Below are 21,093 nucleotides of genomic sequence, written 5' to 3'. Positions count from 1 at the left end.
GTCACCGCAACGCGCAGGGCAGCAGAGTCGACCGCCCGCTGGACAGCCCAACACGGACGCGTGTATACTAATCCTCCTTAGTGGGGTGGAGAATTCCGGCAGGCAGCAGGGAGGTTTTCCAAGGATGGCGGCATCGGACGTGGTGATCCGGGGTGCCCGGGAGCATAACCTCCGGGATGTGTCGCTGACGCTGCCTCGAGGGCGGCTGATCTGCCTTACCGGAGTATCGGGTTCGGGCAAGAGCTCGCTGGCATTTGACACCCTTTATGCTGAAGGGCAAAGACGTTACGTCGAGAGCCTATCTAGCTACGCCCGACAGTTCTTGGGGCAGATGCCCAAGCCCGACGTCGATCGGATCGACGGGCTCTCGCCGTCGATCTCGATTCAGCAGAAGACGGGCGGTCGAAACCCGAGGTCGACGGTCGGCACCATCACCGAGATCAATGATTACCTCCGGGTGCTTTTCGCGCGCGTGGGCCAGGGACATTGCCCGCTTTGTGATCGGCCTGTCGCCGCACAGACTCGTGAGCAAATCGTCACCCGGATCCTCGACCTCCCCACCGGCACCCCGTTCAGCGTTCTCGCCCCTGTCGCCCGCGGACAGAAGGGTGAGTACAAGGACCTGTTCATCGACCTCGCCAAAGCTGGGTATGTCCGTGCTCGAGTCGATGGGCAGGTCCACAATCTCTCCGACGACCTGCGGCTCGACCGCCAGATCAAGCATGACATTGAAGTCGTCGTGGACCGTCTCAAGGCAACGACGGCGGAGAACGCCAGAGGGCGGTTGGCCGAGGCCGTCGAGCAGGCCCTCCGCCTCGGTGACGGCACCCTTGTGGTCGCCATCGAAGGGGAGCCCGACCTGGTCCTTTCGGCCCACTTCGCCTGCACCCACTGTGGGGTCGGCTTCGATCCGCCCAGCCCTCAACTCTTCAGCTTCAACAGCCCCCAAGGGATGTGCCGAGCCTGCGACGGGTTAGGCGTCCGGCACGACTTCGACCCAGACCTCCTCATCCCCGACCCATCGCTCTCCGTCTGGGAAGGCGCGATCGCCCCGCTCGGCCCGGTCAAGGGGATCGGCAAATGGCGCAAGCATATCTTCGAGGCCGTAGCCAGGAATTTCGAGTCCGACCCCGATGGTCCGGGCGTCGGGAAGATGCTTCGAGGTCCTTGGGCCGGTCTCGACGAAAAATCTCGTCAAGTCTGGCTTTACGGAGCTGGCGACCGGACGATCGTGTGCCATTGGAAGACCAAGGGCAAGGTATGGACGCACCCCGAGAAGTGGCAGGGCGTCGCCGTCGACCTGCTGGATCGTTACAGGAACTCCGGCGGCGCCCCTACCCGCGCCATGCTCGAACCGTTTATGCGGACCATGAACTGCCCCGATTGCAACGGCACCCGACTTAACGCCCGTGCGCGAGCGGTTCGCGTGGGAGGAGAGACGCTGGTCGACCTCTCCGCGAGGCCCATCGGCCGCGTCAAGAAGTTCTTCGACGCGCTCGTCGAAGCCTCGCCCGAATCTTCGAATGGCGAGGACCCTGCACCGACGCCGTTGGATCCCGTTTCGCGCACGATCGCCGAGGAATTGCTGAAAGAGATTCGAGGCCGCCTTGGTTTCTTGATCGACGTGGGCCTGCATTATTTGGCGCTCGACCGCTCAGCCCCGACACTCTCGGGCGGCGAGGCCCAACGGATCCGTTTGGCGAGCCAGGTCGGCGCGGGGCTCGTGGGCGTACTGTATATTCTCGACGAGCCATCCATCGGGCTGCACGCCCGGGACAACGACCGTCTCATCTCGGCCCTCCAGCAACTCCGCGACGTCGGCAACACGGTCATCGTCGTCGAACATGATGAAGACACGATGCGCGCGGCGGACTGGCTCGTGGATTTCGGCCCCGGTCCGGGAGTCAAGGGGGGCGAGGTCGTCGCTCAAGGCGACCTCGAGGCCTTGAAGAAGTCCAAGGATAGTTTGACGGGTGCGTACCTGGCGGGCCGTACGAAGATCGAAATCCCCAAGGAGCGAAAAAAACCAGACGGCCGAGAACTGGTCGTACGAGGAGCCAGGCAGAACAACCTGCAGGGGATCGACGTCGCATTTCCCCTGGGGCTTTTCATCTGCGTCACGGGCGTGTCGGGCTCGGGGAAGAGTTCGCTCGTATCCGACATTTTGCGCCAGGCCTTGGTTCGCGACCTCAACGGCGGCCAGACGGCTCCCGGCGATCACGACCGCATCGACGGCCTGGACCAACTCGACAAGATCATCGACATCGATCAGTCACCGATCGGTCGTACTCCGCGGTCGAATGCGGCGACTTACATCAAATTATGGGATCTCATTCGCGACCTATATACGAAGTTGCCCGACTCCCGGGCCAGGGGTTATCAACCCGGCAGGTTCAGCTTCAACGTCTCCGGCGGGCGATGCGAGGCTTGCGAGGGCAACGGCTCCAACAAACTCGAAATGGATTTTCTCGCCGACGTCTGGGTCGTCTGTCCCGTCTGCGAGGGCCGCAGATTCACCCGCGAGACCTTACACGTCCGGTTCAAGGGCAAAAGCATAAGCGATGTCTTGAATATGGACGTCCAGGAGGCGTTAGAGCATTTTTCGAACGTCCCCAAGATCTCCGCGATGCTGCAGACCCTGCACGACGTCGGCCTCGACTACTTGAAGCTCGGACAACCTTCTCCGACCCTTTCGGGCGGAGAAGCTCAGCGTATCAAGCTCGCCCGCGAACTCGTTCGAAAAGGGACGGGAAAGACGCTTTACATCCTTGACGAGCCGACGACCGGGCTCCATTTCGAGGACGTCCGCAAGCTCCTCGACGTGCTTCATGGTTTCACGAAGCGGGGCAACACCGTCGTCGTCGTCGAGCACAATCTGGATGTCGTCAAGACGGCGGACTGGCTCATCGACCTCGGGCCCGAGGGGGGGGCCGGCGGCGGCCGCGTCATCGCGCAAGGTCCCCCTGAAGCCGTCGCCCAGGTGGCTGAGAGCTATACGGGCATCGCCCTGGATCGGGTATTGAAACCCGCCTCAAAACGTCGCGTGACGAATGGTCGGCGTATCGCCGTCAAGAATCGCAAGGATGGCAGATCCAAATCATCCGAGGCGGGATTCGATCTCATCTCCGTCCGCGGAGCCCGTCAGCACAACTTGAAGGGGATCGACATCGACATCCCCCGAAATATGATGACCGTCTGCAGCGGCCCCAGCGGTTCCGGTAAGAGCTCGATGGCCATCGACACGCTCTACGCAGAGGGTCAGAGACGCTACGTCGAAAGTCTCTCGAGTTACGCTCGCCAGTTCCTCGCCCCCCTCCCGAAGCCTCGCGTTGAAAAAATCACGGGCCTTTCGCCGGCCGTCAGCATCGAGCAGAAGACGACGAGCAAGAGTCCTCGCTCCACGGTGGGCACCGTTACCGAGATCCACGATTACTTGCGGATTCTCGTCGCCCGACTAGGACAGGCCTATTGCCCCTCATGCGGGATACCGATCGGCTCGCAGACGGCCGACGAGATCGTCGAGAAGATCCTTCAGCTCCCTGAGGGATCTCGCGTCCATGTCATGGCCCCGATCGATCGCCGCGACAACGACACTTATGAGGATCTATGGTCGTCCCTGAAAGCGTCGGGGTTCGCCCGCGCCCGAGTCGACGGCCGAACCATCGAGCTCGATTCTCCCCCGAAATTAAGCCGCCGTCGCAAGCATCAGGTCGAAGTCGTCGTCGATCGCGCGATCGTCCGGCGATCGACGAGATCGCGGTTGGCCGACGCGGTCGAGTCGGCGCTCGACCTTGGTAAAGGAGTGATCCTGATCGCTCGTGTGGGCGACGAGGTCGACGAGGCGAGGTGGCCCGTCGAACGCTACAGCCAGCATCGATCATGCGATCGCTGCGGGCGCAGCTTTGAGGAACTGTCACCCCACCATTTCTCCTTCAACAGCCCATTGGGATGGTGTCCAGTATGCGAAGGGCTCGGGGTCCAGCAAGGTGCCAATCCGGCTGTGATCATCCCAGATCCGACGCTTTCGCTCCGAGAAGGCGCCATCGCCGTCTGGCCCAAGATCGAGGAGAACCGGGCGTTCGGTCGCATGATCGAAGCTTTGGCCAAGGCCGAGGGCATTAACCTTGATTCTCCCTTCGACGACCTGGAAGCCCGCCATCGCCGTACGCTCCTCCACGGACGCATCGACGCCTCGTACGAGCTTCCAGCCTCCTCGGACGGCCACGGTTACGCCTTCCAGTACAAAGGGCTGTTCCCCGCGATCGAGGAGGCGGGTCGGGTCTCTTTCCAATATCGCTGGAAACTGCAAGGGCTCGTCGACGACGTGCCGTGCGCGGCATGCATGGGCGCCAGGCTCCGGGATGATGCGGCCGCCGTCCGTTTCGAGGGTTTGACGCTCGATCAGATCAGTCGCATGGCTTTGTCCCAAGCCTTGGCTTTCTTCGACGGGCTCAACTTGAGCGTCGAGCAGCGGCACATCGCCGGCGATCTGGTCCGCGAGGTCCGCGACCGACTGTCCTTCCTGGTCGAAGTCGGCCTCGATTACCTTTCGCTGGCCCGCAGCACGCCCACGCTATCCGGCGGAGAGAGCCAACGGATTCGGCTCGCGAGTCAAATCGGCAGCGGCCTGACAGGTGTGCTCTACGTCCTCGACGAGCCGACGATCGGGCTTCACCCCCGCGACAACGGCCGACTTCTGGGGGCGTTGCGACGGCTTCGCGACCTTGGGAACACGGTCGTCCTCGTCGAGCACGATCGGGAGATCATCGAGAACGCGGACGCCCTCATCGATTTCGGCCCCGGCTCCGGCCGATTCGGCGGAGAAGTCACCGCCAGCGGCTCGCCCAGGAAGGTGGCGTCGAACCCGAGGTCCTTGACGGGTTCTTACATGAGCGGCGTGAGATCGATCCCCATCCCCTCCAACCGCCGGCGTGTCGACCTCGATGCAAACGCCCCCAACCTCGCGATCAAAGGCGCTCGTCACAACAATCTGAAGGATCTCGACGTCCGCATCCCCTTGGGCGTCTTGACGGTGGTGACGGGCGTGTCGGGTTCGGGCAAGAGCACCTTGGTGGAGGACGTCTTGTGGAAGACGGCCGCGCGGACGCTCCACCGGGCGCAAGTCACGCCCGGCGCCGTTGAGGCCATCGTGGGCCTGGAACAGATCGACAAGGTCATCCGCGTGGACCAGTCGCCGCTGGGAGTCACGCCGAATTCCACCGCCGCCACGTATACGGGCGCATTCGATCTCATCCGCGAGTTGTTCGCCAAACTCCCCGAGTCCAAGGTCCGCGGATACACGGCTCGCCGCTTCAGCTTCAACATGCCGGGAGGCCGTTGCGAAGCCTGCGAGGGAGCGGGGCAGAAACGGATCGAGATGCACTTCCTGCCCGACGTCTGGGTGACGTGCGACGCCTGCATGGGCCGTCGTTTCACGCCCGAGGTCCTCGCCTTGACGTTTCGCGGCAAGACGATCTCCGACGTCCTCGATATGTCCGTCGACCATGCTCTCGAACTTTTCGACATGGTGCCGCGGATCAAGCGGATACTCCAGACGCTCCACGACGTCGGCCTGGGTTATCTGCCGCTCGGCCAGTCCGCGCCCACGCTTTCAGGCGGCGAAGCTCAACGCGTGAAGCTGGCGACGGAACTGGCCCGTCCCGATACCGGACGGACCCTTTACATCCTCGACGAACCGACGACCGGCCTCCACGTGGACGACGTCAGCAAGTTGCTCGACGTGGTCCATCGGCTGGCCGACCTGGGAAACTCCGTCGTCATCATCGAACACAACCTGGATGTCATCAAAACAGCCGACTGGATCATCGACCTGGGCCCCGAGGCCGGTCGGGGGGGCGGAGAGATCGTCGTCGAAGGCCCGCCCGAAGTCGTCGCCGCTTGTGGCCGAGGATACACATCGAAGTTCCTCGCCCCGCTCATCGCCGCCGGCCCTGTGGCGGAACGTCCCCGCTATGATCCCAAGGCCGCGGCCAAGAAAGCGGCCGAGGACGCGAAGGCGGCTCGCCTGGCCGCCAAGGCTGAGGCCGAGAGGTCGCTCGACGCTCCAACTCCCGGGCGAGCATCGCCGTCCGAGTCGAATGGCCGGACGAAGTCCGACGTGAGTTCCACGGCGTCCCTCGCGCCCTGGGAACGCGACGGTCGGAAGTGGCATCTCGAGGAGCGAACTTCACGCAACGGCCGCCCGGTTCGCTGGGATGGACGGATCCTGGCGCAAGTCGTCGATCGAATCGAGGAACTCGGCCCCGTCCCCGAAAAGGGGTCCAGGGGCCTTCGCCCGATCGATTGGAATCAACGTGGCATCGTCCGCATCGACTTCGTCGAACCCGATGCAAAGTCGGACGTCACATTCTTCCAGGCTACGACCGGGAGCGAGTGGATCGTTACGCTGCGTTTCCGCATCCCCCGCAATACCTTCCGCGAGAAAGAACTGGCAGCCAAGCTTGGCCTCGCTCCTTTTCACGACGCCCCTACTCCTGTGCTCTCCGACGCTCCACGTCTCAAAGTCGCCTCCAGGGCGGGCTACCAGGAAGTCGCGATCACCGGCCACGCCTTGGCCGACTTCCAGACTCAAGCCTTCGACGATTTCCTCGCGATGGCGATCTCCGCCTTGACCAAGCAACGGGGTCGCTCTCGACTCAAGACGGCCGCCGACATCTGATCCCGGCGTTCCGCGCGGCTGAAACCCATAATCCAGCCTGTCGGGTGATTCATCGGACCCATCGAGGTATTCCGTTCTAGAAGCGTTTCGAGAACGACGACGTCGATCGAGGGCCGGGCGGGCACATGCAGATCAAGATCGTCACCGACGCAAGGCCCGTTCCAACAGGCAGCAGGCCTTCGTCTCCGATTCATACTGTGGGCGATGTCCCTCCAAGCCTTCACAAGTTTCTCCTGCGGCAAATTTTCTCTGCTACCTTAATCCTTTCCAACAAAACACTTAGGGAACCCCGCGAACTTCGCGGCACGAGTTGCATTTCCTTGACTCGTTTTGTATAGCACAACTGAGTTAGACGTCGACGGAGGGCCGGGCGGGCTGGGAGCGACGTCATGGCCAAGGCGACGAGATGGAAGCGGGCCTACGGTGAGGCTCGCGAGGCTCGCAATCAGGAATGGTTGCGACTTTACGAAAAAGGTAAGTCGACATCGGCGATCGCCGAAGCGGCCGGCGTGAGCGTGCAGCTCGTGCGGAGGGCACTATCCCAGGCTCGCGCAGGGGACTTAGACTCATCCCGCATTCAGGATATCGACGGTGGACCAATCCTACCTATCAGGGAACTCGACCCGAATGAGGAAGGAATTAGTTCGCTGCGGCCGGCCGCCCCTCGGACGCCGTTGTGGCTGCAGTTGGTGCCCGCGTTTCCAATCGGCCCGTTCACGCCCGCCTCGGAATGCCCGCATCGCGGGCCGATCCAACCCGGGTCGCTAATCTGCTGCATGGTCTGCTCGGCGTCGGGGATGGACGATCACCCCGCCCTGAAGCGCGACCCGGCGACCGATCCCAAGCCGGAGCCACGAGCGTCCACGCACCGCCGAACCTCGGTCGAACCCGCTCGACGAGTCTTTGTTGTCACCCTGCCCCCTGCGGGCCGGGAGACGAGGCGGGAGCGGCGACGCCGCTCGGCCCGACCTCAGCTCTGAAAATCCCTCTTCGTCTCCCGAGCCCGAACCAGGCGTGCGAGGAGCGGGCGAGGCCGTCTTGCAAACGTCCTGACACCTGCAACTGCAATCGGGGGTGATTCGCCATGCCGCGCTCGGGAATCCGCATGACGCTCCAAGCCGCCGTCTCCGCGACGTCCCGCCTTCTGGGAGGTTGGGGGCCGACGATCGTGGTGGCCGCGGCCGCCGCTTCAGCGGGCGTCGCCTGGACGACTTACAGGATGAGCCCCGGCGAAACCGATGCGGTCGCGAACACCGCGGCTGCCGGAAAGTCCTACCCCAAGGCCCTCGCCGCCGTATACGCCGACGCCTGGCGTAAGGGCGCAGACGCCCTCGAAGCCGGACGGAGCGTCGCCGACGCGCTCGGAGTGGTCGGCGAGGCATGGCGCTCGGGACGGACGACGCTGTTCGACCGGGTCGTGGGCCCCGCCTTCGCCGTGGTCGTCCCCGAGGGCACGCCCGAATCCGACGTCTCCAAGGCCGCAAAGACGCAGCTCGCCTCACACTGGCGAGCATTCGCGGCCGGGATGATCGCGGCGAAATGAGGGGCTGATCGCAAGACTGGCTCCACGGCACACCCTTCATGGCGAGGCATCGCATGATCGACCCTATACATCTTCACAAGATCGAAGGCTGGCTCGGCTCCGACGGGGTCCAACAGAGCTTCGCCAGCCGGAGGCCGACGCTCTCTGGGGCCGCTCCGTGGTTAGTCGGGGACGAGGCCGATGGCAAGCCCATCCTGCTGTACAAGGCATTGCGGGACGTCCTCGGCGCCTATCCCAACTACCCCGCGCAGCAGATCGGCGATTGCGTGGGATTTGGTCACGGCCACGGGCTGGACATGCTCCAGTGCGTCGAGATCGCGCTCGGAGAAGCTTCGGGCTTTCGCGAGTCGTCGACCGAGTTCATCTACGCGATCTCCCGCGAGGTGGCCGGCATTCTCGGGCGTCGCGACGGTTCCTACGGCTCCGCGGCGGTCTCGGCGATGTCGACCATCGGCGTCTTGAGCCGAGAAATGCTCGGCTCCGACGGCACTTACTCCGGCAATCGTGCGAGGTCGTGGGGTTGTTACGGAGTCCCCGCCGAAATCAAGTCGAAGGCCGTCGGGATGCGGCTCGGGTCGTCGGCCCGGGTCGCAACGTGGGCTGACCTGATCGCGGCCTTGAAGAATGGATACCCGGTCACCATCTGCTCAAGTCTGGGATTTACGCTCAGCCGCGACTCCATGGGCTTCTGCGACCCGAAGGGGACGTGGGGGCACTGTATGTTGATCGGCGGGTTGCGGTTCGACCGGCCGGGCGCCTGCATCCTGCAGAGTTGGGGACCCGATCAGCCGACCGGCCCACTCGCGCTCGAACAGCCGAGTTACAGCTTCTGGGCCGACCGGGCGGCGATCGAGGGGATTCTCGCCCAGGGGGATTCGTGGACGCTCTGTAGGGCGCCGGAGTTCGCGGCTCGTTCGCTCCCGGAGCACTGGAGCTACCATCAGGCCGCCTGATCTCGACGACCTCGGGCCCGGAATCCGACGTACGCTCCCGCAACCCACGCCGACCAAGACGTCTCTCGACGCCGAAGACCGGATCCTACTGGCGGTCCTGGCTGCCGGAGCCATCCTGCTAGTTGCATCCGAATGCCTATGGGATTTGATCACCTCCTTCTGACCGGCACGAAAGGGCGACGAATCATGACTGCGATCCAGGTCGTTCTCATCATCGCGCGGAACTACAAGACTTACGCCGCCGTGGCCGCGGCCGTCGCCTCCGGCATCGGGATGCTCCTGGCGAAGAATTACGACCAAGGGCTGGAAACGATCTGCCAGGGGCTTCTGGTGTTGTTCAGCGGAGCCAGCGCCCTCGGGGTTCATGCGGCCGCGATGGCAAAGCCCGGACGACTTTGAAGGAGTCTCCCGCAGGCCGCGGAACATGCCGCTCCGATGTCGTTACGTGAGGTTGATTACGCGCCATGAGCTACTATCCCGGCTTCTCGCAAAATCTGGCCTATGCGGGAGGGCTCTTGGCAACGACAACGGCCCTGGTCGCGGAGACCGTCTCGACGGATCCAGCAGTCGGGGCCGGCTCATTCCTACTCGGGGGAGCCGGCCTCATCGCCGCAATCTCAGCATTCACGAAGGACTTCTGGCAGGACCGTCAGCGACAGCGGGAGCACGAGCTCGCCAGGCTTCGGTTCCGGGCCCAGGCCAATCGGGCGAACGAGGCGCTGGACGCCGTGCTCACATGGATCAAAGAGGCCCGACTGACCGTCTCCGCGCTCCCGGCGGCGCCGGATATCGGTCACCTTCGAGATCATCGTGATGACGATTAAGAATGTCTTCAAATCGTATTGCGGTTGGATCGCAGGCCGTCGGGGGCGCCTGTCATCGCTGATCGCGACGACCTGCCTGGCGGCGGCCGCCGTACTTTCGCTCGTGAATGCGACATCGCGGCCGTCTTCCTCATCCACGCGACGAGGGTCGCCGAAATCGGAGCCGTGTTCAGGTCGTTCGCGTCCGATCGCGCCGAGGCGAGACGTAGATGGCCGAAACGGCGCCGAACCGCCGATGGATCGGGAGGTGATCCTCGCTCGGTTCAGCAGGAGGCCGTGAGACCCGTACGTCGATAAAATGTCAATTATATTTCATTGTTGTCATCTTCTCGCGAAATGGTTTCATCATGGGTGACGGACTCCCGACGGAGCCGGTCGGTACCCGGCAGAAGAGCGCCGAGGATGCCGGCCGATCGCTTGATCTGGACGCCCGGCTCCGCGAACGCCTGGCTCGTTCGAGCGACGACCCAGCCCAGAGTTGGGCCGATCGCGTCGCAGACGCCCTGATCGCCGCAGCACTAGGGGGGGATCTCCGATCATCAAACCTGCTGTTCCGCCGGGCCGGCCCGGTCCCAGAAGCTGCAGAGGCCGTCGAACCGCCTATCGACGACGAGACCGCCCGCAGGGTGTTGGAGGCCGTCCGTGGACCTATCAAGGATCAATCATCTGATCAGGTCCGTGCGTGATCGTCGGCCCGCGACCAGATCCGAACTGCGAGACTGGGTCCGAGGTTTCGCCGGCGTCCAGATCTCGTCGAAAGCCGTATGCCCGGGGCACACGTCGCCATTCGACATGTTCGCGGCCCAGGTGCTTGACCGCCCCTCGCTCGCACTTTGGCACGGGCCGCGCGGCAGCGGCAAGTCGTACCTCTCGGCTCTGGATACGCACCTGGCCAGCCGGTTCCACCCCCGACACGAATCCCACGTCCTTGGTGGGTCGCGTGCACAGTCCGAGCAGATCTACCGGGCGTTGCAGGCGATCGTCTTCGAAGGGGCCGGGATCTTCGGCGGCGACCGGGGCTCGGTGCGACGACTCCTGAAGACCGAGGGGGTCTACACGAATGGCTCGCGGGTTTCGATCCTCGCCGCCAGTCCTACGAGCGTCCGAGGCCCGCACGTCGCCAGCCTGAAACTGGACGAGGTCGACGAGATCGACCCCGAAATCCGCGAGGCCGCGATCGGGATGGCGATGGACCTTCGGGGTGTCAAGGCGAGCGTCCTCATGACCTCCACCTGGCATCGACCCTCCGGCCCCATGGCGGGCCTCATCGATCAGGCGAAAGCCGGCGCCTTCCCGATCAGCACCTATTGCATATTCGAGGTCCTAGAACGATGTCCGACCGAGCGGAGCGGACGCCGGCTTGAGAAGTGCCCGCAATGTCCGCTCATGCCGTGGTGTCACGAGGGCCGCGACGACGACCCGAAAGGGCGTCCCAAAGCCAAGCGGAGCGAGGGCCACTACGGGATCGACGCCCTGATCCAGAAGGTCAAAGGCGTCTCGCCGCGAGTTTTCGCCAGCGATTATCTCTGCCGAGGCCCCAAGACCGACGGGGTCTGGTTCAAGGAGTTCGACGCCGAGGAGAACGTCACCGAATCGGCGGAGTTCGACCCGTCGATGCCGGTGCACGTTGCGATCGATTCGGGAGTCTTCACAGGCGCCGTTCTCTTTCAGGTCGTTCGGGGGTGCGAATGGGCGGCGACGTCGGAACCGACCCGCGTCCACGTCTTCGCAGATTTCCTGTCTGAGGGGAGGTCGGCCGACGCGTGCGCCCTAGAGATCCGGGCGATGCTCGACCGCTTGTGTGGGTCGGCGGCCCGCTATGTCTCCACCGACTCGGCAGGCGGGGCGCGGAATCCGGTCGGACCGACGGTCGTCTCGGAATATCAACGGTGCGGGCTGGTGGGCGAGTCGGGCCTGCAGACGTGGCCGAAATATCCGGGATGCGTGCTGGAGGGGCTCAGCGTGATCGAGAGCCTGGTTCGCTCCGCCGACGGTTCGGCGAGGCTGAAGCTTCACCCGAGGTGCACGAGGTTGACGGCCGCGTTCCTCGGCTACGCTCGAGCGCGGCGCTCGGGCCAATGGATGGACTATCCGGCCGACCCGCAGCACCCCTGGGAGGACCTGATCGACGCGCTGCGAGGTGGCTTGAGCGTCGCCCTCCCGGAAGGGACGTTGCCCGCCGCCGCCCCCCTCCGCCGCGCCAGGGCGGACCGCGTGTTCTAAAAGTAATCAATAGATTCTATTCTCATTCGAGCAGAAGACAACAACGCCATGCTGACATCGAACACGATCGGCGCGTCGATCAACCCGATGCCGGGGGCTGCCATGCCGCGGCTCACCTTGCCGGACGGGCGGAGGATCGACCGCCCTCACCTTGAGTGGCTGGCGCATCAGCTTCGATGGCGGTGGCTGCTCGACTCTTGGGAGGGGGGCGAGGCGTATCGTACGGCCGTTTACGGCCACGACATGCACGGGATGCCGGTACGAAACCTCGTCCGTCACAAGCGGGAATATCCGTCGGAATTCGACGCCGGTGCCTATCCCGCGAGTGGGAGGCCGTTCGGTACGGATCCGGCCTACCAGGCCACCGACGACGACTACGAACTCAGGCGGGCGCGGACGCCCGTGCCCACGTTCGTGTCCGAGGCGGTCGAGACTCATCTGGCCCGGATCTACAGCCGCGAAGTGAGGCGTGACGGGCCCGAGCGACTCGCCGCCTGGTGGCGCGACGTCGATGGCCGAGGGACTTCGATCGATGACTTCATGTCCAGTTCGGTCGCCCCGTTGCTCCTGGTCCTGGGCCAACTCGACCTGATGATCGACCGCCCGGCCGCCCCCGAAGACCAGCCCGTCCGAACCCGAGCCGACGAGATCCGGCTGGGGCTCGACTCCTGCGTGGCCTCGTACATCCTCCCCGAGAACATGATCTGGTGGAGGCTTGATCGCGGCGGTCGCTACCAAGAATGCCTCATCCGCGAGGTCCACGACGAAGGCCGCATCTCCTGGCGGCACTGGGATGAGCGGGCGTGGACGCTTTACGACGAGAAGGGCGAGGTCGTCAAGGGTCCCGTCGAGCACGGATATGGACAGGTCCCCATCATCCGCGTCTTCGACCGTCGCCGCCCTCGATGCCGGAACATCGGCCTGCCTCGATATGAGAGCATCGCCGAGCTTCAGAGGGAATTCTACAACCGCGACAGCGAGCTGATCCTCAGCGACACGACGCAGGCCCACCCGCTCTTGCAGGGGCCGGAGGACTACGTTAAGGCCGACGGAGCCGTGCCGATCGGCCCGAACTGGCTCCTGCCGAAGAAGAAGAACACGCAGGGGGGTGCGGCGACGTACGAGGGCTTCGACGTCATCCAGTTTCCCAAGGACGGGGCCGATTCTCTCCGGCTGAACAAGGCCGATCTCCGCGACGCGGCCGACCGAGCGGCGCTCCTGCTGAAGCCGGCGGGGGCCGCTGGGACGACCGGGTCGACGGTGGCGCAAAGCGGTGCGTCGAAGCGGATCGATCAGGCGGCGGGGAATGACCTGCTCAGCAAGGTCGCCGCGACGTTGGGCCAGGCGGAGCGACGCCTGGCCGGCCTGGCCCTCGTGGTCATGGGCGGGGGCGGTCCGACGGCCGAAGATCGTGCGGCGATCCGCGTCCAGTATCCCACGTCGTTCGATCTCTTCACAGGTGAAGAGTTGGCTCGGACGATGAGCCAGTTCCAGACGATCCTGGCTGCGGCGGGGCATGCCCCGCGGACGGAGAGCGAGATGCTCGGCAAGCTCGTCCGCGTGATGCTGCCCGGCTTGGAAGATTCGGATTACGGCGCGTTCGACGCCGAGATCGACGCGTACCTCGGCCTGGACGACGCAACGGTTGAGGGACGGCCCTGAGGGCCTCGTGCAAAGAATCGTTGCGACGTCGGTCCGCCCCTTCTCCGAATGAGGTCCATCCGTGAACGACCAAGCGAACGTGGACGTAAAGACCGACTCGGGCGCGCCGGGCGAACTCTCGGGAGCGTCGACCGTCGAAGAGCGCAATCGGCTCCGGGCGATGGAAGCCCAGTTGAAAGACTACCAGCGGCTGCAGGAGGCGGCGCTGGACATGAAAGAAAAGGAACGGCTGCGCGCCCTGGCCGAGAAGGGGCAGATCGAAGAGGCCTTGGACCAGCAGCGCAGGGCGTGGGAACAGAAGCACGCCGAGGCCGTATCGCGGTACACGCTGCTAGAGCAGCAGGTCTTCGGCGAGCGGAAGGCGGCGGCCATCGCCGAGGCGATCCAGGGTCGAGCGTTCGTGGGAGAGACGGCCGAACAGAGATCGGCGGCCGCCGCGATGGTCCGCCGACTCCTGCAGGACGAGTTCGAAACGATCCGTGAAGCCTCGGGCGCACTGACGGTGCGCGAGCGATCGAGTTGCCGGCCGGCCGCCGAGGCGCTTCGCGAACGCCTCGATTCGCCCCAGTTCGCGATCTTCTTCGCCCCGACGTCTCGGGGGGGGGCCGGCGGCGACGCCAGCCGTCCCTACGTGGCGCCGCGTGGCGCGCAGCCGGGATCGCTGGAAGCGATCGTCAACCAGTGGAGGGACCGGCAGAGCCAGTACCAATCGTTCGGCCTGCATCCGTTGGCCTGAACCTCGCCCTCCCGAACGCCTCGCCCCCCGGGCGTCCGGCCCCATCGGCCGCCGCAACCCCAAATCGACACCGGAGTGAAAGTACATGCCCTCGTATGAGAACAGCCCGCTGACCCAATTCACCGCCTTCAACGCCGGCGTCCTGCCCAATGACGTGTTCGGCGTGGCGATCAACTGGTTCGTCAACCGGACGCCGCTGACCGCGCGGCTGCCCAAGCTGCCGGTCGGCTCGCCGCACTTCCTGATCGTCAACGACAACTACCGGCCGCGGTCGGTCGCCTTGAATAACGGTTCGGCCTTGACGGCCGCCGCGACCTCGATGATCGCGGCCGACGCCTCGGTGTTCGATTCGGGCGACGTAGTCCAGGTGGAGCAGGAATACCTGCTGGTGACGGCCGTCGACCCTGTGGCGAACGTCTTGACGGTCGCTCGAGGTTATGCGGGCACTACGGCCGCCGCCCACGCTGACGCCCTGCCGATCCTGTTGGTGAGCAATACGCGGACCGGCGCCGAGACGAATGTCTCCGGCCTAAGTCGCATCCCCCAGGCGACCACCCAATACTGCCAGACCGTGCAGCACGCCTACCAAGTGGGCGGCGCTCTTCAGGCCGATTCGGGCTACGGTTCAGCCTTCGCCACGCCGCTCGACCGCGACCGGATGTTGGCGATCCAGCACGTCATGGACGACTTCGAGTCGGCCGTCTACTACGGCAAGGGGGTGGGCTTGACCTCCGCTACGAGCCGACCGCTCATGAAGGGCGTCCAGTCCATCCTTACCACCAACAAGGTGACGACGCCGACGAACGCGGCGGCCTACAAGCCCTCGGACCTGATCCGTGACACGATCCAGGCCTGTTTCAACGGCGGGGGCAACCCGAGCCTGCTGCTCGTCAGCACGGACTTCCTCTCGGCCTTCGCCGTCTGGGGCCATGCGGCGATGAGGGTCAACGCAGGCTCGAACGTCTTCGGCACTCCCATCGATCTGTTCGAAGCCCCCTTCCTTTCGGGGATCTCGATCGTCCCCGCGCCGCTGCTGCGTCCGGGGACTGCGGTGTGCCTGTCGGCCAACGAGGCCCGCGTGCGACTCAAGCGTTCGATGATCGACAAGCCGCGCGGCAGCCGAGGCGACGCCTTCGAGGGCGACATCATTATGGAAGGCGCGATCGAGATCGACAACGAGGCTCATCACGCGTGGGTCTCGGGCATCTCGGCCTTCACCGCCGCCTGAACATGACTCCCTTCGTATAGGCCCAGGGCCACACCGCTCCCCGGATGACGTCTCGCGGGGCCTGACCTCCAGCCGGGACCTCGAGACGTCTGATCCGCCTCTCGCCGCGAGTAACCATGAACATTCGACCGTCGTTCACGTTCCCCGGTCTCTGGCCGTACATCGAACGCGCGGCCGAGGGTCGCGAGTTGCCGCACCTAGGCCGAGGCCGCGGGCTCTGGCACTACAAACAGGTCCAGGACGCCCTCGGGCAACTTCCGGCCCTCGAGCCCGACGGGCGGCGAGAGCTGTTCGCGTACGTCGGGGGAGTCCGAGACGCCCTGGCCGCGGCGCTAGACGGGATCGACCTGGCGATCCGCGAGACCAGGACCGCCGTAGACGGCGGGGCTACGGAGTTGGAGAGGGCCGAAATCGAAACGCCCCCTCCCGTTTCGCAGCGACAGCCTGTTGCCCGGCGCAAGCGTCCCTGAGCCCGCGCCCCCACAGTGTCGAACCATCAGTAGGTTTTAAAGTGAGGCTCCTATGAGCCAGACTGACCGACTCCCGACCGTCTACGCTTGTGACGAGGACGTCGCCGTCCGAGCGACGGGCGATTTCGTCGTGCTGGCGCCGGCGTGGCAGAAGGTGGCCCAGGGGACCGATGGCGCGTTCTCGCCGGGGGTCCCCTGGTCGCTCACGTCGGCAACGGTGGATTTCCAGGCGGCCGGAGTGCGCCCCGGCCATGTCGTCCAACTCCGCAAGCCGCCCTCGGTGTTCAAGGGAGCGGGCGAGATCTTCGCAGTCGCGAACGCGACGGGAAGCGCGTTGACGCTCCGGCGGATCGGAATGGGTGCCGGGTTGGGAGCCCCACCGTCGCCACCCGTCGGTCTGTCTGGGGTCGAGTTCTTGATAGCGACGCTCGACCCGCAAATCGACGAGGCCAGCTTCGAGCTGAACCGCCGATTCGCCATCGACCCCCTCTGGCCGGGCCGGACCCCGGCCGAACTGCGAGACGCCCGCGAGCTGCGGCAGGCTTGCGTGCTGGGCGTGCTTGCCCGGCGTTATGCGGCCGAGACTCGCGGCGAGCAGGGCGACTTCGCGCTCAAGCTTCGGCAGGCCGAGGCCGAGTTGTCCGAGGCATTGGCCCGGCTGGAGGTCCGTTGGGGGCCGGGCACCACCGACCGTCCGTCGTCTTCGATCTTCTCCACTCGCATCGTGAGGTGAATTTCATGGCTTTCCTGGTTTCCCGAGAGGGCGACGTCCGACTCCTGACCGAGCTCCTAAGCGGCGGGGCGTCCGAAGACTGGCAGCTTGGCCTCTACAACGCGGCGATCGTCCCCGCGGAGACCGACACGGCCGCGACCTACACGGCCCATGAGGCGACTTTCGGCGGTTACGCGCGGAAGACGCTGACGCGCTCGGTGTCGGCAACGACGTGGAATACGCCCGTGCTCCAGGCGCCTTCGGGCGCACCGGCATGGTCGCCGCGCGGCCAGGTGGCTCACGCGAAGTATGGTGCCGCGCCACTGAGCTGGTCCGTCGGTCCGGCCGGCGACACGGTCTACGGCTACTTCATCGTGGGTGCCACGAGCGGCGCCTTGATCCTCGCCGAGCAGTTCACCGATCCGCGTTCCCTGCACTCCGGCGACACTCTCTCGATCACCCCGGTCTTCGAGGTCGCTTAAACGCGACGCCTGCGTCTCGATCGAGGCCTGAGCCCTCCACCGCCGCGCCGTCCGGGCGGGCCGGCATCATCAGAGCTGGCCCGCCCGTCGACGACCGCCGCCCGCATCCCCTGAGATCCACGGGCCGCCCCTACCGCGGTCGTCCGCATTAACGAAGAGGCTTGTCCATGACCAATTACTATGTCTCCACGAAGCGGGGAAGCGATTCGACCGGGACGGGCGCCGCCGCGACCCCCTGGAAAACGATCGGGAAGGCGATAGGCGTGGCCCCGGCCGCCTCGGTCGCAGGCGGAGGCGCACGCATCTACGTGGAGCCCGGAACATACTATGAAACGGTGACGCTCGGCCTGGCGCCGACCGCGGCGAACCGCCTCGAAGTCATAGGCGACTGCGACGGGGGTGGCTTCCTGGCGGGCGGGTATTCCACACCCGAGGTCGGAATCGTCGATTGGTCGGCTTGGACGAGCGAGACCGCGATCCTGAGCAATCCGTGCCTTGCCGGAGGCGCGGCGAGCTACGTCACGCTGCGCTCGATCAAGATGCTCGGCGGTGCCAACACGGCGACGTGCATCTACCTCACGACCGGGACCAACTGGTCGTTCTACGACTGCATCCTGGCGTCGAGCGGCAGCAACGGCAGCGGCGCGTCCATCTTCATCTCGGCGGCCGGGGCAGGGCTGGCCCTGACGGTCGAGCGGTGCGACGTCCATGGCGCGAATGTCAGCGGGACGCCCGCGGGGATCTACATCCAGGCGACCGAGACGTCCAGCTCGTACGACATGGCGAGCGTCGTGAGGAACTGCCGCTTCCTCGGCGGCTCGAGGGGGATCATCCTGGTCCGCGCCGCGGCCACGGGCCTCGGCGCCATTGGCGGCGGGTTCACGATCCGTAACAACACCTTCACCCTCACCTATACGGCCGGGGTCTCGGTGTACACCAATACCTCGATCGTGCCGGCGACGCCCGTCTCGCTAGTCGGGAACGTGTTCTTCAGCACTCGGAACGGAGTCGAGGCCGGGGCGCTCGGCCAGGTCGTCGAGGACTATAACGCGTTCAACTGCGACACCGCCCGCGTCAACACCGCGGTCGGGTCGCGCTCCCAGTCCCCATTCCGGCCGGCCGTCGACCGCAACGACGGCCGGATCCTCGGCGTCCCTCTGCGGCCCCTTTTCGAGCCGAGTCCAGGCTCGATCCTCGGCGGCTTCGTCGGGGCCTCGGGATCGCCGTCGAACGACCTGTCCAGGAGGCCTCGCCCTGAGGGATTCCAATCCACGCAAGCGGCCGCCGGCGCGCTGGAGCGACACGACGTCGGCGAGGCCAACGCGACCTTCGCCGACACGGGGTCGCCCGCCTGCCTGGCCCTCCGCGGACCGGGTTCGCTCGAGAGGCCGATACTGGTCGATGCAGTCGCTACCAGGATTCGGGTCAAGGTCCGGTGGGACGGAAACCACGGCGACGCAAATAAGCCGCAGGCGATCCTCCTTGCCAACCCCGAGATCGGAATCGCGGTCGACCAGGTCTTGACCGCCACCTCCGCGGGCGGGGTGGGCGCCACGCCGAACGATTTCGAGACGCTGAGCTTCGCGGCCGTGACGCCAAGCCGAGCCGGGGCTCTGATGCTACGGCTCGCGTCGCGGTCGGCGACCGGGACCGGAGCGGCATACTTCGATTCGATCACCCTTTCCTGATGGGTCGCCATGCCGCCACGATCCTTCCAGCACTGGTACCGCGGCGCGTCGGTCGCGTCCGCCGCGACCTCCTCGACCTCCCCGACTAGAGGGATGCGCAGGGCGCTCGGGATGCCGGTCTTCCTCGTCGCATCCTCCTTCGACGCGGCGGCGGCAGGCGGGCTCGTCGCGGGAGGCTCGGCACCGCCGAGCCTCTCGGCCTCGGCGACTGCGTCCCTGGGCCTGGCCCAAGGCGGCGGTTCCTCCCCCTTACAGGGACAAGTTGCGGTCCTCGCGGTCGGTTCGGCTGCCGGCGGGTCCGCGGCCGCGTCGGTCGCGTCGTCCGTCATGGCCGCGGGCGGTCCGGCGACCGGCGGTTCCATTGCAGCGTCGTCCACGCTCTTGGTATCGGCCGCGGGCGGCTGGTCGACCGGCGGGGCCGGGGCCAACTCGCCCGGGTGGTCCGTCACGGCCTCGGGCGGCTGGGCGGCGGGCGGGCTCGGCACGGTGGTCGGGCCGCCCCTCGGGGCGGACTCCTTCACCTATTGGCGGCGGGGCGTCTCGTTAAGTAGCTCGCTCGGGACGAGCTCGGGCGGGTTCGCACACGCGTATCGCCGGTCGTTCCGCCTGCCGTCCTCGGTGCGAGTGAAGGGGGACGCGAGCTCGGCGGTCGGCGCGGGGGGCCTGGCCCTCGGCGGCCTCGCGGCCGACGCGGCCGCGGCCCGGCCGGCCGCGGCCGCCGGCTCCCGGCTGGGCGGGGCCGCGAGCCCGACCGCCGCCCAGGCCCCGGCCTCGTACGCACGGTCGGACCTCGGCGGACTCGCGGCCGTCGGCCTCGGCGTGACGGGCGACGCTCCGGCCGCGGCGACGCTCGGCGGGGCCGCCTCGCCCCGGCTCGACGCCTCCCGACCCCAGCCCGCCGGAGGCTGGGCGGCGGGCGGTCGTTTTGCCCGGGAACTCGACGCGGCGGAAACGTCTTCGGGCGGCTTGACCAAACGGAGCTTCGCCGCATCCCGGCTCGACGCAACAGCCACGGCGTCGGTTGCGGCGACGTTCGATGGGGCGGCCAAGCTGGGCTCTGGGTTCGAGAAGCAAGCGACCGGCGGCCTAAAGTTCGGCGGCGGCGTCACGGCCTCGGCGCAACCGCGACTCGAAGGTTCCGGCGGACTCAGTCTGGGCGGATCGTTCTTGATGCCGGTGATCACCTACCGCATCTACGCAAACAACGGGCTCGGAGACCCGATCGACTACGAGACGGCGATCGCCGAGGTCTTCGAGACGACATGGACGAGCGGCCCGTTGCCAACGGACTCGTCATTCCGTTTCGCCGTAAGGTCTTACGACGCGACCCAGGGCCTGCAGGAGGAGAACCTCGACGCCGCCGTCGCCCTCGTGATCGACGCCGAGGGTCGCGATGCGACCCGGGTGCCGCCCGCCCCGCTCGGCCTCCGAGCGATCGCGCTCGAAGGGGGTCGGGCTCGCGTCGAATGGACCGTCGCCGGGACGACGCCCGGACGTCAAGCCGCCAAGTACAACGTCTACATATCTCCAGGCTTCGTAGTCGATTACTCAACCCCAGCGGCCTCGACGTCGGCCTCGGCCTCGCGGGGCGAGTCGTTCGCCGTGGAGCTTGCCGGCCTGGTCGACGGCCGCCGTTACGCCGTGGTCGTTCGCGCGATGAATCGATACGGCGAAGAAACGAATACTCGATCAGCCTTTTTCACTGCCGACGCCTCCCCCCCCTCGCAGGTCGATGCCTTGGTCGCCACCCCTTCGGCGACAGTCGCCTGAGATTCGACGTCGACGTCGGAGTTCGCGCACCTCCCGCGGGTGCGGGTCGAGCCGATCAGGCGGGCCGCGAAAGCAGGTCCGCCCCGTTGGCTCCTCATTTGCCCTCACACCAGGAGTTCCCCC

The 21,093-nt window shown here is 65.9% G+C and carries 14 protein-coding genes; all 14 read left to right on the top strand.

All coding sequences use genetic code 11. The features are described from left to right. Positions 1-124: 124 nt before the first annotated feature. The 14 genes from uvrA to PZE19_RS17085 all read left to right on the top strand — a co-directional run bounded on the left by uvrA (position 125) and on the right by PZE19_RS17085 (position 20,970). Positions 125-6,679, top strand: a complete 6,555-nt coding sequence (gene uvrA / locus PZE19_RS17150) for an excinuclease ABC subunit UvrA (protein WP_277861848.1) — start codon at positions 125-127, stop codon at positions 6,677-6,679. A 1,105-nt stretch (positions 6,680-7,784) separates the two neighbouring features. Beyond that, the gene (locus PZE19_RS17145; protein ID WP_277861847.1) at positions 7,785-8,222 is read left to right on the top strand and encodes a hypothetical protein; all 438 of its coding nucleotides are present in this window, start codon (positions 7,785-7,787) and stop codon (positions 8,220-8,222) included. A gap of 53 nt (positions 8,223-8,275) precedes the next feature. Beyond that, the gene (locus PZE19_RS17140) at positions 8,276-9,175 is read left to right on the top strand and encodes a hypothetical protein (protein ID WP_277861846.1); all 900 of its coding nucleotides are present in this window, start codon (positions 8,276-8,278) and stop codon (positions 9,173-9,175) included. Between the two features lie 186 nt (positions 9,176-9,361). Then, the gene (locus tag PZE19_RS17135) at positions 9,362-9,574 is read left to right on the top strand and encodes a hypothetical protein (protein WP_277861845.1); all 213 of its coding nucleotides are present in this window, start codon (positions 9,362-9,364) and stop codon (positions 9,572-9,574) included. 65 nt (positions 9,575-9,639) lie between these two features. Next, on the top strand, positions 9,640-9,999 hold the full coding sequence (locus tag PZE19_RS17130; protein WP_277861844.1) for a hypothetical protein: 360 nt from the start codon (positions 9,640-9,642) through the stop codon (positions 9,997-9,999). Between the two features lie 792 nt (positions 10,000-10,791). Beyond that, positions 10,792-12,222 carry a hypothetical protein gene (locus tag PZE19_RS17125; RefSeq protein ID WP_277861843.1) on the top strand — a complete coding sequence of 477 codons (1,431 nt, stop codon included), beginning with the start codon at positions 10,792-10,794 and terminating at the stop codon, positions 12,220-12,222. A gap of 48 nt (positions 12,223-12,270) precedes the next feature. Beyond that, positions 12,271-13,884 carry a hypothetical protein gene (locus PZE19_RS17120; RefSeq protein WP_277861842.1) on the top strand — a complete coding sequence of 538 codons (1,614 nt, stop codon included), beginning with the start codon at positions 12,271-12,273 and terminating at the stop codon, positions 13,882-13,884. A 61-nt stretch (positions 13,885-13,945) separates the two neighbouring features. Continuing rightward, positions 13,946-14,620, top strand: coding sequence for a hypothetical protein (locus PZE19_RS17115; RefSeq protein ID WP_277861841.1), 675 nt, complete (start codon positions 13,946-13,948; stop codon positions 14,618-14,620). Positions 14,621-14,705: 85 nt separating this feature from the next. Then, positions 14,706-15,848 carry an SU10 major capsid protein gene (locus PZE19_RS17110; RefSeq protein WP_277861840.1) on the top strand — a complete coding sequence of 381 codons (1,143 nt, stop codon included), beginning with the start codon at positions 14,706-14,708 and terminating at the stop codon, positions 15,846-15,848. A 116-nt stretch (positions 15,849-15,964) separates the two neighbouring features. Beyond that, positions 15,965-16,318 (top strand): hypothetical protein, encoded by a 354-nt coding sequence (locus tag PZE19_RS17105; RefSeq protein ID WP_277861839.1) that lies wholly within the window; start codon positions 15,965-15,967, stop codon positions 16,316-16,318. 130 nt (positions 16,319-16,448) lie between these two features. Further along, complete coding sequence (locus PZE19_RS17100; protein ID WP_277861838.1) at positions 16,449-17,051, top strand: hypothetical protein; 603 nt, start codon at positions 16,449-16,451, stop codon at positions 17,049-17,051. Between the two features lie 5 nt (positions 17,052-17,056). Beyond that, positions 17,057-17,512: a hypothetical protein gene (locus PZE19_RS17095; protein ID WP_277861837.1), complete on the top strand. Its 456-nt coding sequence runs from the start codon at positions 17,057-17,059 to the stop codon at positions 17,510-17,512. Positions 17,513-17,679: 167 nt separating this feature from the next. Continuing rightward, on the top strand, positions 17,680-19,200 hold the full coding sequence (locus PZE19_RS17090) for a hypothetical protein (protein WP_277861836.1): 1,521 nt from the start codon (positions 17,680-17,682) through the stop codon (positions 19,198-19,200). 327 nt (positions 19,201-19,527) lie between these two features. Next, on the top strand, positions 19,528-20,970 hold the full coding sequence (locus PZE19_RS17085) for a fibronectin type III domain-containing protein (RefSeq protein ID WP_277861835.1): 1,443 nt from the start codon (positions 19,528-19,530) through the stop codon (positions 20,968-20,970). The last annotated feature ends 123 nt before the right edge of the window (positions 20,971-21,093 follow it).

The organism is Paludisphaera mucosa (assembly GCF_029589435.1).
Lineage (GTDB): Bacteria > Planctomycetota > Planctomycetia > Isosphaerales > Isosphaeraceae > Paludisphaera > Paludisphaera mucosa.
The sequence above is the reverse complement of the archived record's forward strand: the minus strand, read 5'-3'. Positions and strand labels throughout refer to the sequence as shown.